Annotated in this window: 13 protein-coding genes; 12 read left to right on the forward strand and 1 reads right to left on the reverse strand. The window is 60.7% G+C overall.

Features of this window, described 5'->3' with window-relative positions; translation table 11 throughout:
- Positions 1-2 precede the first annotated feature (2 nt).
- Positions 3-530 (reverse strand): RNA polymerase sigma factor, encoded by a 528-nt coding sequence (locus GSQ75_RS06725; protein ID WP_158753682.1) that lies wholly within the window; start codon positions 528-530, stop codon positions 3-5.
- A gap of 170 nt (positions 531-700) precedes the next feature.
- On the opposite strand from GSQ75_RS06725, the gene GSQ75_RS06730 reads away from it, so the two are divergent.
- From GSQ75_RS06730 to GSQ75_RS06785, 12 genes are all read left to right on the forward strand, one after another.
- Positions 701-1,378: a DUF502 domain-containing protein gene (locus GSQ75_RS06730; RefSeq protein ID WP_158753683.1), complete on the forward strand. Its 678-nt coding sequence runs from the start codon at positions 701-703 to the stop codon at positions 1,376-1,378.
- Complete coding sequence (locus GSQ75_RS06735; RefSeq protein WP_158753684.1) at positions 1,375-3,210, forward strand: M14 family metallopeptidase; 1,836 nt, start codon at positions 1,375-1,377, stop codon at positions 3,208-3,210. The genes GSQ75_RS06730 and GSQ75_RS06735 overlap by 4 nt, the downstream gene beginning before the upstream one ends.
- 140 nt (positions 3,211-3,350) lie before the next feature.
- Positions 3,351-5,501, forward strand: a complete 2,151-nt coding sequence (locus tag GSQ75_RS06740) for a M13 family metallopeptidase (RefSeq protein ID WP_158753685.1) — start codon at positions 3,351-3,353, stop codon at positions 5,499-5,501.
- A 312-nt stretch (positions 5,502-5,813) separates the two neighbouring features.
- On the forward strand, positions 5,814-8,015 hold the full coding sequence (locus GSQ75_RS06745; RefSeq protein ID WP_158753686.1) for a TonB-dependent siderophore receptor: 2,202 nt from the start codon (positions 5,814-5,816) through the stop codon (positions 8,013-8,015).
- Positions 8,016-8,028: 13 nt separating this feature from the next.
- Positions 8,029-8,715, forward strand: coding sequence for a Fe2+-dependent dioxygenase (locus GSQ75_RS06750; protein ID WP_158753687.1), 687 nt, complete (start codon positions 8,029-8,031; stop codon positions 8,713-8,715).
- A gap of 490 nt (positions 8,716-9,205) precedes the next feature.
- Positions 9,206-9,811 carry a GspH/FimT family pseudopilin gene (locus tag GSQ75_RS06755; RefSeq protein WP_158753946.1) on the forward strand — a complete coding sequence of 202 codons (606 nt, stop codon included), beginning with the start codon at positions 9,206-9,208 and terminating at the stop codon, positions 9,809-9,811.
- The gene (gene pilV, locus GSQ75_RS06760) at positions 9,808-10,353 is read left to right on the forward strand and encodes a type IV pilus modification protein PilV (protein ID WP_158753688.1); all 546 of its coding nucleotides are present in this window, start codon (positions 9,808-9,810) and stop codon (positions 10,351-10,353) included. The genes GSQ75_RS06755 and pilV overlap by 4 nt, the downstream gene beginning before the upstream one ends.
- A gap of 5 nt (positions 10,354-10,358) precedes the next feature.
- Entirely contained in the window at positions 10,359-11,144 is a 786-nt protein-coding gene (locus GSQ75_RS06765; RefSeq protein WP_158753689.1) for a pilus assembly protein, read from the forward strand.
- A 43-nt stretch (positions 11,145-11,187) separates the two neighbouring features.
- Entirely contained in the window at positions 11,188-11,781 is a 594-nt protein-coding gene (locus GSQ75_RS06770; RefSeq protein WP_343160913.1) for a PilX N-terminal domain-containing pilus assembly protein, read from the forward strand.
- A 50-nt stretch (positions 11,782-11,831) separates the two neighbouring features.
- Complete coding sequence (locus GSQ75_RS06775) at positions 11,832-15,935, forward strand: PilC/PilY family type IV pilus protein (RefSeq protein WP_158753691.1); 4,104 nt, start codon at positions 11,832-11,834, stop codon at positions 15,933-15,935.
- Between the two features lie 69 nt (positions 15,936-16,004).
- A complete protein-coding gene (locus tag GSQ75_RS06780; RefSeq protein ID WP_158753692.1) occupies positions 16,005-16,502 on the forward strand; it encodes a type IV pilin protein in 498 nt (165 codons plus the stop codon).
- Positions 16,503-16,553: 51 nt separating this feature from the next.
- Positions 16,554-16,697 (forward strand): hypothetical protein, encoded by a 144-nt coding sequence (locus GSQ75_RS06785; RefSeq protein ID WP_158753693.1) that lies wholly within the window; start codon positions 16,554-16,556, stop codon positions 16,695-16,697.
- Positions 16,698-16,727 lie beyond the last annotated feature (30 nt).

Consider the following 16,727-nt stretch of genomic DNA (forward strand, 5'->3'; position numbering starts at 1 on the left):
CGTCATGCTCCAGTGGTTTCTGCCGCAGTCATCTGCCCGCGCAACTTCTGCTTGATGCGATTGATCTTGGTGGCTACGTTGGTTTCGCTGATGCCGAGAATTTCGGCGATGTCGCCATAGCTGCGGTCTTCGAGGTACAGCAGGATCAGCGCGCGATTGAGCGGATCGAGCTGGCCGATGAACGCGTACAGCGCCTGCAGCCGTTCGTCCTGTTCGGCAATCGGCTCGCCACCGCCGACGGTTTCCAGATGGTGCGTTTCCAGCGGCTCGAAACGGTCGGCTTCGGACCAATGCTCACGCCGCACCTGCGAGATCGCCACATTCAGCGCAATGCGGTACATCCAGGTGGAGAACTTCGCGCGCGTCTCGTCGTAGCCGCTGAACGAGCGCCACAACTGCGCGCTGATCTCCTGCACCAGGTCGTCGCGATCGGCGGTAGTGCGGGTGTACAGGCCAGCCACCTTGAACACGATCCGGCGATGTTCCTGCAGCAACGTTTCGAAACGCTGCTGGAGCTGTCTGGCGGTCATGGACGTATGCATTCCCTTCGATTCACCCCATGATTCGCACAGGCGCGAAAAAAATCACAGTGGCGCAATGGCGCGGCCAACAGCGCCGACCTGTCCAGATCGCAGCGGCAACATGACAGGCCATCGCCGTCCCCTACAATGAAGGCACCCCTAGCCGACCGAATCCGCCCATGCGACCGCTGCGCCTCAAACGCTTTCTGCTGACCGGCCTGCTTACCTTCATCCCATTGTGGGTGACCTGGCTGGTGTTCAAGTTCGTGCTGGGCATGCTGGCAGGCATCGGCACCCCACTGGTGAGTGCGCTGCTCAATGCGCTGGCGCTGGTCGCACCGCGTGTGGCCGACACGCTCAACACGCAATGGTTGCTCTTCATCATCGCGCTGTTGATCACCCTGGTAGCGCTGTACCTGCTCGGCTGGCTGGCCAACCGGGTAATCGGCCAGCGTTTGATCAATGCGTTCGACGGCCTGCTGGCGCGCATCCCAGTGGTGCAGACGATCTACGGCGGCACCAAGAAACTGATGGCCGTGCTGCAGAACAAGCCGTCCGGCGTGCAACGGGTGGTGCTGGTGGAGTTTCCACGCCGCGGCATGAAGGTGGTCGGCTTCGTCACCCGGGTGATGATCGAAGAAGGTAGCGGCCGCGAGATGGCGGCGGTGTTCATCCCGACCACGCCGAACCCCACTGGCGGCTATCTCGAAGTAGTACCACTGGACGAACTGACCCCCACCGACTGGACGATGGACCAGGCGATGGCCTTCATCATTTCCGGTGGTGCGGTGGCGCCCGACACCCTGCCCGCCTCGCCCGCGACGATGCGACACGACGAACCCGAGGATCACGCATGAGTCTTCGCCATGTCTTGCTAGCCACCCTTCTGGGTGTTGCCGCCATGGCTGCGCACGCTACCGGTTCGAACGCCACCGACTGGATCACGCCGGCCGAGGCCACGCATTTCCGCACCACGCCGAGCTATGCCGATACCCTGGCCTATCTGAAGCGACTACAGCAGGCGGCACCGGGCGTCATTCACCTGGAAACCTTCGGCACCACGCCGGAAGGTCGGCCGATGACCGTGGTGATCGCCAGTGGCGATGGCACGTTCGATCCCGCCGCCGCACGCAAGGCCGGCAAGCCGATCGTGCTGCTGCAGGCTGGCATCCACCCCGGCGAGATCGAGGGCAAGGACGCCGGACTGATGCTGTTGCGCGATATCGCAATCACCCACAAATACCCGCACGTGCTCGATCATGTGGTGCTGGTCTACATCCCGGTATTCAGCGTCGATGGCCACGAGAATTCGTCGCCATACCACCGTATCAACCAGAACGGCCCGGAGAGCATGGGCTTTCGCGGGCAGTCGCAGTACCTCAATCTCAACCGCGATTACGTGAAAGCCGACGCACCGGAGATGCTCGCCTGGTTGAAGCTTTGGCAAAAGTGGCTGCCAGATTTCCTGATCGACGTGCACACCACCGACGGTGCCGACTACCAGTACGACCTGACCTGGTACACCGAAGATCCGCACAAGCTCGATCCCGCGGTAAGCGCATGGCAGCACGACGCCATCGTCAACCACGCGATGCCTGCGTACGAGAAGCGTGACCACCTCGGCTCGATCTATCTGGAGTTCAAGGACGGTCGCGATCCGCGCAAGGGCATCGAGAACTTCGGCTCCGGCCCGCGCTTCTCCACCGGCTACGCGGCGCTGCAGAACCGCCCTGCGCTACTCATCGAAACGCATATGCTGAAACCCTACGCGAATCGCGTACATGCCGTGTACGACCTGGTCGAGCTCATGCTGGAGCAGATCAACCAGGATCCGGCCGCGCTGCTCGCCACCACTTCGAAGGCCGATGGCGACACCATTGCCCGCGCCCACGATACACAGGCCCAGGTGCCGCTGACCTTCAAGCCGGACCCGCAATCGACGAAGTTCGAACTCAAGGGCTACGCGTTCACGCTAACCCATAGCGACATTTCCAACAGCGAATGGATCCACTACGAGCCAAGCCAGCCGAAGACGTACACGATCGATAACTGGAACGGCCTGCTTCCTGATCTGTCGATCACCCCGCCGGTGGCGTACGTGGTGCCAGCGCAATGGACCGCAATCATCGACAAGCTCGATGCACACGGCATCCACTACCGCCGCATCGATCACCCGCTGACAATCCACGCCGAGGGCTATCAGCTCGATGATCCGAGCTGGGCCAGCAAACCGTTCGAGGGGCATCTGATGCTGCGCGACTTCGCGCTGCATGCAGTGCCGCGCGAGGTAACGCTGGCCGCCGGCTCGGTGATCGTGCCACTGGCCCAACGCGCCGCCAACGTGGTGATCAACCTGCTCGAACCGCAGGCACCCGATTCGCTGTTGCGCTGGGGTTATCTCAACGCGATCTTCGAGGCGAAGGAATATGGCGAGCCGCGCGTTCTGGAAAAGCTGGCGCGCGAGATGCTGGCGAAGGATCCCGCACTAAAGGCCGAGTTCGAGCGCAAGCTGCATGACAACCCGGCCTTCGCCGCCAATCCCGGCGCGCGGCTCGAATTCTTCTTCGAGCGTTCGCCGTGGTACGCCGTTCAGCAGGTGGGCGCGTACCCGGTATTGCGGATCGATGCCGCGCAGTTGCACAGCTTGCCGCCCCATCCTGGGCAGGTCGGTGCCAGAAACACCCCCTGACCTTTGACACTGTCTGACCCATGACGTTTGACCTAGCGTGAACAAGTATGACTGTGCTTTTGGGGTTGCCCCTGACAGTACAGCCAGCGAACAACCAACGTACCCGCCCGATCGGCGGCATGACTCACAGAGGGATATCCATGACCAAGCAGTATCTGAAGCCCGTGGCCCTGGCGGTAAGCCTGGCCTTGTCGCTCACCGCGTGCGGCAAGAGCGAACAGGCCGCAGCACCGGCCCCTGCTCCGGCAACCAGCACGCCGGCCAAGAGCGCCAGCGCCGCCCCGGCCGCAGCCAGCACAACCGCCACCGCCGATGCCAGCAAGAGCATCTTCGACATTAGCGAGCTCGACCCGAACATCCCGGCCTGCCAGGACTTCAACGGCTTCGTCAATTCGAAGTGGATCGCCGCGAACCCGATTCCGAACGACCAGACGCGCTGGGGAGCTTTCAACATCCTCAACGAAGCCAGCCTGAAGACCCAGCACGACATCGTCGACGACGCGAGCAAGAACGCCGACAGCGCCAAGGCCGGTTCGATCGAGCAGAAGATCGGCTGGCTGTATCGCTCGGGCATGGACGAAGCGACCATCGAGAAGAACGGTTTCGAACCGCTCAAGCCGAAACTCGATGAGATCGCTGGCCTGAAGAGCAACACCGACGTCGCCGATTTCATCATAAAGCGCTACGCCGAAGGCGATGGCCAGGTGTTCCAGTTCGGCACGGGCGGCGATTTCAAGCATGCCGACATGCAGATCGGCTTTGCCAACGAGGCCGGCCTGGGCCTGCCGACCAAGGACTATTACACCAAGCCTGACTACAAGGCGATTCGTGACGCTTATGTCGCCTACATCGCCAAGTCGCTTGAGCTGACCGGCGTGTCCGAAGCCGACGCCAAGAAGCAGGCCGACGACGTGCTGAAGTTCGAGACCCAGCTCGCCGCCGCATCGCTGACGCCGGTCGAGGAGCGTGATACGAAGAACGAGTACCACTTCGTAAGCATCGAGGACGCTGACAAGGTCACCCCGCATTTCAGCTGGGAAAAATTCTTCGATGCCCAGGGTGTGAAGATCGACAAGGGCTTCTCGCTGTCGCAGCCGAAGTTCTTCGCCCAGTTCGACAAGATGCTGGCGAGCACGCCGGTCAGCCAGTGGCAGGCCTACCTGCGCTTCCACGCGATCGACGATGCCTCCCCGTACCTGAGCAAGAATTTCCAGGACAACAAGTTCGCGTTCTACGGCACCACGCTGGCCGGCCAGCCGCAACAGCGCCCGCGCTGGAAGCGCGTGCTGGGTGCCGTCAACGGCGGCATGGGCGAGGCGCTGGGCCAGCTTTACGTGGCCAAGGAATTCACTCCGGAAGCCAAGCAGCGCGCCGAGGAACTGGTCACCAACATCCGCAACGCGTTGAAGGCACGCATCGAGAACCTCGACTGGATGAGCGCCGAGACCAAGGCCAAGGCCATCGACAAATGGAACAATTTCCTGCCGAAGATCGGCTACCCCGACAAGTGGCGTGACTGGTCCGGCCTGGACATCAAGCCGGACAACTACTACGCCAACGTCGAAGCGGCCAACAAGTTCAACTATGACTACGACATCGCCCACATCGGCAAGCCGACCGATCGCAAGGAATGGGGCATGACCCCGCAGACGGTCAACGCTTACTACAACCCGAGCGACAACACGATCAACTTCCCGGCCGCGATCCTGCAGCCGCCGTTCTTCGACGCGAAGGCTGACGACGCCATCAACTATGGTGGTATCGGTGCTGTCATCGGCCATGAGTCCAGCCACGGTTTTGACGACCAGGGTGCCCAGTTCGATGGCGATGGCAATCAGAACGACTGGTGGACCGCAGCCGACAAGACCCAGTTCCAGGCGCGCACTGGCAAGCTGGTGGATCAGTTCGATAGCTACGCGCCGATCAAGGACAAGCCGGACCTGCACGTCAACGGCAAGCTGACCCTGGGCGAAAACATCGCCGACCTGGGCGGCCTGAATGTGGCCTACGACGCACTGCAGACGGCACTCAAGGCCAATCCAGCCGAGGCCGCGCAGAAGATCGACGGTTACACCGAAGACCAGCGCTTCTTCCTCAACTGGGCACGTGTCTGGCGCGGCAGTACACGCGAGAAAGCCGCGGAATTGATGATCAATACCGATCCACACGCCCCGGCAGGGTTGCGCGCAATGGGCGCCCCGTCAAACATGCCGGCTTTCGCGAGTGCGTTCCAGTGCAAGGCTGGCGATACGATGGTGCGTCCGGCTGACAAGCAGGTGAAGATCTGGTAAGACCCGTCGTCACGACCTGCCGCTGAACATCGCGGCATGCAACCCGGACCCCGCATGTAAGTGCGGGGTCTTTTTTTGCCTCGCCGTGCCCGACGGCATCCGTCTGGCGTCAGCGGTGCACCGCCGAAGACGCGCAACCCAAACATGCTCCGATGAGCGACGCCTTCACAACTTTGTAACTATATGTGATAATAGTAATGATTCGCATTTGATGATTACCTGCTTCACGCAGATACGCCGCAAGCAGCGATTGCCAGCGCACCCGATTCGACCACCGGCAGCTTCAGCTGGCCACGATCCCAAAGGTTTTACATGCTCGAGCATTTCCGCGTTACCCCGCTGCACGCAGCACTGATGGCCGTGCTTGTTTTCCCCGTGGCCGCGCTTGCCCAAAGCACCTCGCCCGACACGTCGACGACCGTCCAACCCAAGCCGGCGCAGACACTCGGCGCCGTCACCGTGACCGGCAGCGTCATCGGCAATCACTACGATGCCGACAGCTCGAGCGTGGGCGCCAAGGTCCCTGCTGCGCTGCGCGACATCCCGCAGTCGGTGGTCGTGGTCAACCGCGACCTGCTGGATGCGCAAGGCGCGACCTCCTTCCAGGACGCGCTGCGCAACGTGCCCGGCATTACCATCGGCGGTGCCGAAGGCGGCCAGATTGGCAACAACATCAACCTGCATGGTTTCTCGGCGCGTACCGACATCTATCTGGACGGCTTTCGCGATGCCGGCCAGTACTACCGCGACACCTTTGACCTGTCTGCGATCGAAGTGCTCAAGGGACCTTCTTCGATGTTGTTCGGCCGCGGCTCGACCGGCGGCGTGATCAACCAGGTAAGCAAGGAACCCGAACTCAAGGCCTTTGGCGAGGTCAGCGCCACGATCGGTACCGACGACCGTTACCGGACCACCGCCGACATCAACCAGCCGCTCTCGGACACCTCCGCCGCACGTCTGAATGTGTTCGGGCAGGATATGCAGTCCACCCGCAATGTGCTTGAGAACAAGGACTACGGCATTGCGCCGTCGGTGCGCTTCGGCATCGGCACACCGACACAGATCACCCTGTCGGCGCTGCTGCAACGCAATCACGACATGCCCGACTACGGCTTTCCGCCGATCAATGGCCGTCCGGCGGATGTGAGCCACCACAACTGGTACGGGCTCACCGACGACCATACCGATCAGGACGTCAACAACTTCAATGCACGTCTGGAACATACCTTCAGCCCGGACGTGACCTTGCGCAGCCAGTTGCAATACAGCCAGTACACAACCAATGCACGCGAAACCGCCGCCAACAGCGTGGTGACGGCAGCCGGCGTGACATTGAACAAGAACGCCGGCAATCCCACCAACCTTCCGCTGCAGGATCTGTATGTGCAGCTGGCCAGCCATGACCGTGTCATCCACCAGAAAGAACTGGACAGCCAGACTGATTTGGTGACCAAGTTCGACACCGGCAGCGTGCAACACACCTTGATCAGCGGCATCGAACTGTCCCACGAGGATTACAACAACCAGGGCTATACACGCAGTGGCTTGCCACTACTCTCGCTGGTCGACCCGGTAGAAGAATCGACACCAGCCAACGTGACCAGCACGGCCGGCAACTATGCCCAGTCCAGTGCGAATACGGTGGGAATCTATGCCAACGACACGATCAAGCTCGATGATCACTGGATACTGGTCGCGGGATTGCGCCGGGATCGTTTCCAGGCAGACATCAGCAATTCGATATCGACGGTTGCCCCGGGATCGACAAGCCTGCCGGCGCCGCCTTACGCAGCACAGACCGTGTATTTCACCAGCGTGCGCGGTGGCCTGATCTATCAGCCCAGTGATGCCCAGTCGTACTACGTGTCCTACGGCACCTCGTTCGACCCCTCACTGGAAACGCTCACCCTCACCAGCGGTACACAGGATCTGGCGCCCGAGAAAAATTATTCGTACGAACTCGGCGGCAAGTGGAACCTGATCGACGATACGCTGCAAATCACCTCAGCCCTGTTCAACCTCGAACAGACCAACGCGCGCACCCAGACCTCTGCAGGCGAATATGTGCTGGACGGCAATATTCGTGTACGCGGTGGGGAAGTCGGTGTCAGCGGTCATATCACCGACCATTGGCAGGTGTTTTCCGGCTACACCTACATGAATGCCAAGGTGGTCAAGGCCGCCGACGGCACCCAGGGCAACGTGCCGGCCAATACACCGCGCAACACGGCTACCGCATGGTCCACCTGGACCTTCGCCGGCAACTGGGAAGCGGGCGGCGGCGCGACCTACATGTCGCAACGCTTCGCGAACAACACCAACACGGTAAGCACCGGCGGCTATACGCGTTGGGACACCACCCTGGCTTGGCATCAGCCACGTTATGATATTCGCCTTAACGTGCTCAACCTGACCAACAAGCAGTACTTCGATGCGCTGATCCAATCGGATGGCGGTCGCTCGGTACCTGCCGTCGGTCGCACCGCCATGGTGACGTTCACCTACAAGTTCTGAGGAATCGCCGATCATGCTGGTGCATGTGCCGGGCCTGCTCGATGACGGGCAGTTGCAACACTTCCGCAGCCGGCTTGCCGCTGCTGATGCCCCGTGGGTCGACGGTCGCGTCACCGCGGGACATCAGGGCGTGCACGTCAAGCAGAACCGGCAGATCGCGGAAGGCTCCGCTCTGGCGGCCGAACTGGGCGACATCGTGCTCACGGCACTGGAGCGACTGCCGCTCTTCATCAGTGCGGCGTTGCCGAACCGCGTGTATCCACCGATGTTCAACCGTTACGAAAACGGCATGCACTTCGGCAATCACGTGGATGGGTCGGTGCGGTTGTTGCCCGGCACTGGCGCGAAGATCCGCACCGATCTTTCCGCCACGCTGTTTCTCGCGCCACCCGACAGCTACGACGGCGGCGAGCTGCTGATCGAGGACACTTATGGTGCACAGTCGATCAAACTGGCCGCCGGCGACATGGTGCTCTACCCCGCCAGCAGCCTGCACCGCGTCGCACCGGTGACCCGGGGCGTCCGCCTGGCCTGTTTTTTCTGGGTGCAGAGCATGGTGCGCGACGACGGCCAGCGCGCACTGCTGTTCGATCTGGACAATGCGATTCAACGTCTGACTGCGACTGGCGCCGACGAGTCGGCACGCGTGCATCTGACCGGCTGTTATCACAACCTGCTGCGGATGTGGTCCGATATCTGAGCTGACGTTGCCATCCAGATACAGTCCCGGTGCCCGTGAATGCCGTTTCGGTAACTTGCTGACATGCGCCAGACGGGACGCCGATCTGGGTTGACCGGCCCCGCCCTGTGCCGCCATAGATGGATTGTCCGCACATGCATTCCGGCAGGCCTGCCCTCGATATGGCGCTTGGCCAGTCGGCGCCCCGAACCGCAAGAAAATACGATAACTTCTTGATCCGCGTCAAAATCCCGCCGACGAACGGTGGCTTTTCTCCGACGGGCGGCTGTTCAAATCCATATCCATCTGGATCAAGATAGTTCCGCATCCGGTCATCCCGGCAGGTCAAATCTGCGCACGCGCTCAGCGCTGCGTACCAGCAGATCGAAACCATCGCCTGGATCACGCGGATCGATTACAGGGGCACCAGCAGGGGAGTTCATCGGACGCCGTCCGGTGCAAACCTAATGTCTGGCGCATTCGACGCCATACAGGGGCGATCCATCCATACATGAACACGACACACACGCTCCGCAAGCGGTCAGCCGGATTCACGCTGATGGAATTGCTCGTGGTGATTGCCATCATCGCGGTCCTCAGCGTGCTCGCCATCCCCTCGTACAAAAGCGTCACTGCACAGGACAGGATGGCCAGCGAACTCAACGACCTCAATGGCGATATCGAGCTGGCGCGCTCGGCCGCCATCAAGCAAGGCGTGACAGTCACGATCTGCGCCTCTGCGACGGCAACTGCGAACCCACCCGCAGTCATCCCCACCTGCAGCGCAAGCGCGACAGGCTGGAATGCGGGCTGGATCGTCTTCACCGATGTCAATGGCACCGCCGGCGCCAACAACCAAGTCTATGCCGCAGGGACCGGAGACACCCTGCTGCGCATCCATGCACCTCTGCAGGGCGGAGATACCGTGAATACGACCCCCGCCACCACCGCCGCACTGACATTCAACCGCATGGGTGGCAGCTCGGTCGCCGCAAACGTCACTCTCAGCCTGCACGACCCCAACAACACCGCCGCCTGGATCCGGTGCCTGGTAGTCTCAGAGGTAGGGCTTGCAGCGCAGAACACAGCAACACAGAACCCGGGAGTCTGTCCATGACCCGATCCTCCTACATCAGGACTCGGGGCTTCACCCTGATGGAAGTCCTGGTTGCCCTGGTCGTCATCTCCATCGGCCTCATCGGCATCGCGGCGATGCAGGCTTCGGCCATCGCCAGCACGCATTCGTCGCAGACAGAGTCACTGGCAGCCATCGAAGCCCGCAGCATCGCCGATGCCATGCAGGCCAATCCTGGCTATTGGTTGACCCCCCCAGTTTCCTCATTCACCGTGTCAGCTCCCGCATCGGGCTCTTCGATAGGCACCGTGTCGGATACCACCTTGGCATCGCAGAACACCAACTGCTACACGACAGCCTGCACCGCCCCGCAGCTGGCCGGTTTCGACTTGCAACGCTGGGGCTACCAATTGAACACCCAAGTCCCAGGCGCCACCGCACACTTCACCTGCCAGATAGCCTCACCCTCAATTTGCACCATCACCGTGCACTGGTCGCAAAAAGCAACTGCCGCTCTCAACAGCGGCACCCTGAGCAACGCCACGCCAACATCCATGAGCTATACGCTCGTCAACCAATTCTGAGCACCATGCGCCAGACCCTTGCCAACCAACGTGGCGTAAACCTCATCTCGCTGATGATCGCCCTCACCATCGGCGCGTTTCTACTCGCCGGCCTGTTCCAGGTCTGGTTCCAGACACGCCAGACGTTCAATGCGCAGGGGCAACTGGCGCAGTTGCAGGACAATGAACGCATGGCGCTGACCATCATGGCCAACACCGTGCAAACCGGCGGGTACTACCCGGTCTATCTCAACTATCAAGTCCCGGCACCGGCCACGCCCTATTCACTGCTCACGTCATTCCCGATCATCGGGGACTATACCGTCGCGGGACAGTCCATCTACGGCACTGGAACAGCCTCCGCTACCGGTGCCAACGACACGCTCGAGGTCCGTTTCGTGGCTGATACGAACACGCTCGATTGTCTGGGGCAGACCGAAACGCAGGGTTCGCTCGTCGTCAACCTCTATTCCGTCGTCGGCACCAATCTGGAATGCACGGTGAGTGTCACTACCCTTGCTGGCGCCACGATTGCCCCGGTCACCTTGCCGGTCGTGGCGGGCGTCTCGCACCTGGCTGTGCGTTACAACACCCTCCAGACGCCCACCCCGGCGACGTATGAATACTTGAACGCTTCAGCCGTCGCCAGTGGCGTCGGCTGGAACAACGCCTCAACCAGTAACAGCAATATTCAATCCGTCCAAATTGCACTGACGTTCAACAATCCGTTGTCCGGGCAGCCGGGGCAGCCTACGACACTCCCTGCGATCAGCCGGACCGTCGCGATCACGGTACCCAATCCGAGCCCCTGATCCTTAGTCTCATTCAACCTACGAACCAGCGTCGACACGACCTATGAATTCCGCAAAAACATCCAGAGCCCGGGCCGAAGGCGGTTTTGTACTTATCATCAGCCTGCTGTTGCTGATCGTGCTGACCTTTCTGGCCGTGGGCATGTACCACAGCTTTCGCGTACAGGAAAACATGTCCGCGAACACGAAGGAAAAGGCACGCGCGTATCAGCTGGCCGAGAGTACGGAGCTCTACGCGGAATACCAGCTGACGAACAACCTGTCGCTGCTTGCGCAAAACGCCAATTGCCCCACGGCGAAACCACTTACAGCCCTTCCAGCCACGGTTTGCAGCGGTGTGGCGGTAGCCATCCAGCCCGCGGCAACCGGCGCTGCAATGACCCTCGCCAATGGGCAGGTCTACTCAACCATGGTGCCCGCCCTCAATATTCAAGTGAACGGCGGCAGCAGCGCGGTTAACGGTACGTATTTCGCGTACCCGCAGTTCTATATCCAATATCTTGGCCTGTCCGCCAGCGGGCAAGGCCAGATCTACCAGATCACCGCCCTGGCCTACGGCGGCAACGCCAATGCGGTCGCCGTGGTGCAGAGCATCTTTCAGCTGACTAGCGGTATCAAAAACCTCGGGGGTCTGTGATGAATACGATTCGGGTAACACCAGCAAGGATCGTTTTCGCGGCAGGGCTCATGTTGGCCTGCCTCGGCGCATCATGGGCGCCTGCGGCGGTCGCGCAAACCGCGAACGTTGTCCAGGACAGCTTCACCGGAACCAGTGCCTCCCTGAACTGGGCACCCTTCAATGGTGCCTGCCTTACCGCCGGCAACGGCGCCGGGACAGTCCCTGCCTGCAAGGGGTTGGCTTACTACGGATCACAAGTCCAGACGGGCCTGACCAATAACGCGGATACCGCAGGCAATGGCGCCTTGCGCCTGACCAATGGTTGCGCACAGGTGCCCAACAGCTCGGGCAGCGGTACTACCAACACGTGTTATTACAGCGAAAATGGCGCGATTATTTCCACGACGCCGTTTCCCTCCAACCAGGGCATTCAGGTCACTTTTACAACTTATACGTATGGCGGTGACAACTCGGGTGGGCACGGCGCGGACGGCATCGGCTTTTACCTGTTGAATGGTGCTGATGCAGCCGCGGTCACTACGGCCGCAGCCAATCCCACCAACACCGGTGGCACCAATACCTGGAACCTTGGATCCTGGGGCGGCAGTCTGGGCTATAGCTGTTCGAATTCGAACAATCCCTACATCGGCATGACGGACGCCTACATCGGCCTCGGCATGGATGAGTACGGCAACTTCCTCAATAACAGCGACAACACCGCCAGCGGTGATCAAGCCACATCGGTCAACGGCGGCAATGGCGCCGAATATCAACCCGGTCGCATCGGTCTGCGCGGCTACGGCAACATCAACCTCGTATCCCTCACGGCTGCCGTAAACGCGGCCGGTGGCGGATACACGCCAACGGCAACCGATGTTCAAAACGTCTGCAAGAACGGTGGCACCTTCACCTTCAACAACGGCACATATACGTCCACCTACAATTACACCTATACCTACCCGCAGAACGGGGGTTACAGCCCGCTGGTCGCCACTTCGGTCACCAACACCTATTCCTCCGCGACTTCTCCATCGGGCTGCAGTGCGCAACAGTCCACCCCGGCATCCAACACCAACGGTAGCGGAACTACCGGCGGCGCCGGCAGCGCAGCGAACCCACAACTGACGTATTCGGGGACGCTGTACTCGCAAACACCGGCGACAACCTCAGTCGGACCTACCACCGTTAAAAGCACGTACGCCACCTATACATCTACGCAAAAAATCAGCGGCAAGAACACTACGTGCACACAAACCATAACTCAATCCCAAGCTACAACTGTAACCACGACCAACTATTCCTACGCCGCCCAGGGAGCCACCATTTCCGGAACCACCAGTTCCAGCAATGATGGTGATCCGACCACTCCTCAGTTTGGCCTGGTGGGTAGCACTTATTATCCGATCACCTCGAAACAGACCGTAACGAAAACGGCGAATACCTCCACGATCACCCCGCTGCCTGACTACACCGCCATACCCAATGCGTTCGTCAACCTGACTTCGTCGACACCGATCGCCAACGAAAGCACGTCCGTAAGAACCGGTGCGACAGCGATTGCCTACAAGCTTCAGGTCACCCAGTCCGGCTTGCTGAGCCTCTCGTACAGCTACAACGGTGGCAACTACGTCAACGTGCTCACCAACCAGAGCATCTCGTCGTCCAACGGCACCATGCCGAGCAGTTTCCTGTTCGGTTTCGGTGGCTCCACCGGCGGCAGCGACAACGTACACGAGATCACCTGCTTCCAGGCCACTCCCGCGAACGTCGCCGCCAGCTCGGCTGGACTGAACGTGCAGCAGGCCGGCCAGGTCAAGACCGGTACCCAGGTCTATCTGGCCTATTACCATCCCAACAACTGGTGGGGTGAACTCGACGCACAAAATCTCGACGTGAATACCACCACCGGCGTCGTCTCGATCGACCCGACCGCCAACTGGGATGCATCCTGCGTCCTGACCGGCGGCGCCTGCCCCGCCACCGCCGCGACCAGTGGTACGGCACAGGCCACCCGCACGCTGCTTACCTCCAATGGTGCCGCTACCACACCGGGCATCAATTTCTCGAACACGACAGGTTTCCCCTCAGGCGATACCACAGCCTTTGGCACGTTGAGCACCGCCGAACAGGGATGGCTCGAGGCAGGTACCACCGGCACCGGCGCCTCCGCCGCCGGTGCGCGCCTGCTCGCCTATCTGAGCGGTGATCGCACCAATGAAATTCCGACTTCAGGAGCCACGGGTACCCAGATCTACCGCAATCGCACCAGTGTGCTGGCTGACATCATCGATTCCAGCCCGACCTGGGTCGGGCCACCTTCGGCACCCTATACAGCCACCTGGGCAGACAAGCTGTATCCCGCGACAGTCGCTCCGGAAAACGCCACTGGCGCAACGACCTACCCGGCGTTCCTGACTGCCAACGCCACCCGCCTGAACGTCGTTTACAACGGTGCCAATGACGGCTTCATGCATGCTTTCGAAACGGGCTCCTACAACACGGACGGCTCGTATAACACCACCAGCAATGACGGCAAGGAACTGTTCGCCTACATGCCGCAGGCCGTGATGAATACGATCCACAACAGCACCACGCCGACCCTGGATTATTCAAGCCCGAATTACTCGCACAACTATTTTGTGGACGCGACCCCAGGTACCGGCGACCTGTTCTACAGCAGCGGGTGGCATACCTGGCTGGTTGGTGGTCTTGGAGCAGGCGGCAATGCGATCTACGCCATCGACATCACCAGTCCGGCGAGCGGTTTTTCCGCCAGCAATGTGATGGGTGAGTGGGGTACGGGCGCGGTCGCGGGAACCAATGGACTGGTCTGCGCGGGCGACACCGGGAGCGGGACGAGTGCGACCCTGTGCGCGAACGACTTGGGCCAGACCTACGGAACGCCGCAGATCCGCCGCCTGCACAACGGGCAGTGGGGCATCATCTTCGGCAATGGTCTCAACAGTGCAACGGGTCATGCCGGCATCTATGTCATGACGATCACGACCAGCGGTGTTCCTTCCACGGTGTACTACCTGGATACCGGCAAGGCCGGTACTGCAGCCAACCCCAACGGCATCGCTTATGCGACACCGACGGATCTCGACGGCGATCACATCACCGACTATGTCTATGCAGGCGATGCCTTCGGAAACGTGTGGCGGTTCGATCTGACCAACAGCAATCCGGCCAAGTGGGGCGTGACGGATTACAGCAGCAGCGCGATCCCGGGGACCAGCGCCACTCCGACTCCCTTGTTCACGACGCCCAGCACGAGCACGACCGTAACCGGCTGCTCGGTGACGACAACGCCGTGCCCGACAGCTGACAAGACATCGACGACGACGGTCACGAACCAGCCGATCACGACTGCGGTAGTGGCTCTATCGGTGGCACCCAATGCCACCGGTATACCGCGCATCATGATCGAGTTCGGCACCGGCAACGTCATCCCGCAAACAACCACCGCGGCTATCCAATACGCCCCGGGCCAGCAGTCGATGTACGGCATCTGGGACTGGAAAGTCGGCCAGTCCGGTACCGTCGGATCCAGCTACAATGGCCTGACCGGATCGGCAGCCCCCACTTCAGGGTTCACGATCAGCAGTCTGCAACAGCAAACGGTGACCAGCCAGACCAGCGCAACCACGTCCGGTACCGGACAGGGTTATCGTACGGTCAGCAATTCGACCATCTGCTTCGTCGGGATGAGCTGCGGCTCCACGGCAGGAACCCAATACGGCTGGTACATGAACCTGCCTGGCTATGCCGGCGTCAGCAGCGTAGGCCTGAGCAATCAGACCGAGCAGATAATCTACAGCCCGGTCGAGGTCGAAGGCGCGTTCATCGTGAACACCACGATTCCGGCGAACAACGCTCCGCTTACCTGCACTGTGCAGAACGCCCTGGGCTGGACCATGGCGCTCAATCCGGCAACGGGTGGTGCCTTCTCGCAATCGTTCTTCTCCAGCGGCAGCGGCGGTTTTGTCAACGTCAACGGAAGCCCTGTCAGCGGCATTGCAGTCAACGCGACAGGCAGCCCCTCGGTAGTGACGGCCAACGGAAATCCCTATCTGATTTCCCAGACCACCAGCGGCACCGGCACGGTCAACCAGGTCAATCCGCCCGGCGGAAACCTTGGTGGCCGCTTGACATGGATCGAGCTGCATTGATTGAGAATGGTGACGACAATGCAAACAACATCCATCACACAACAGGTCATCACCGGGAAATCCGAAGCCATGCTTCATGCCACGTGGACACATCCGCTTCGATCGGTGCCGAGGAATCCGGCATGGCGCAGGCTTGCCGGATTCACCCTGATCGAACTGATGATCGTCGTGGCGATCGTGGCCATCCTGGGAGCCATCGCCATACCGGCTTACCAGAGGCAGATCATGCAGTCTCGCCGCACCTCGGCGAAGACGGCGCTGTTTGACCTGTCCGGCCGCGAGGAAAAATACTACGCCGCCAACAACTATTACCCCGCTTCACTGGCGTCGGTCGGTTATTCGACCACGGGTACCACACTCCAGGTCCCGAACAGCACCAATGAGGACTACTACAGCGTGAGCATCATCCCGGTTGCTGCCACGAGCACTGCCCCAGCGAGTTACACGGCAACGGCAGCCCCCGTAGGCACCCAGCAAAGTGATGCTTGCGGCAGCTACAAGCTTACGGATCTCGGTGTACAAACCACCAGCGGCACCAATAGTGGTACCGGCAGCGGTTGCTGGTAATGCGCCAGTAACGTGATACGCGTCTTTTGGAGATGCACATCGAAGCTTTCGATGCGCATCGTCTATGCAGCACCAGAAACCAGGCATCAGCGATCGCGGCATAAACGCCGGCTGCGTGATGGACTGCCCACAGCCATAAAAGCCTGTGTCGATGCTGACCATGCAAATGAAGGCATGGTCAGCCACAGCCGTTGAGCGGATAATCGACAGCCCTCGACGCTATAC

It is taken from the genome of Dyella sp. S184 (assembly GCF_009766065.1).
Lineage (GTDB): Bacteria > Pseudomonadota > Gammaproteobacteria > Xanthomonadales > Rhodanobacteraceae > Rhodanobacter.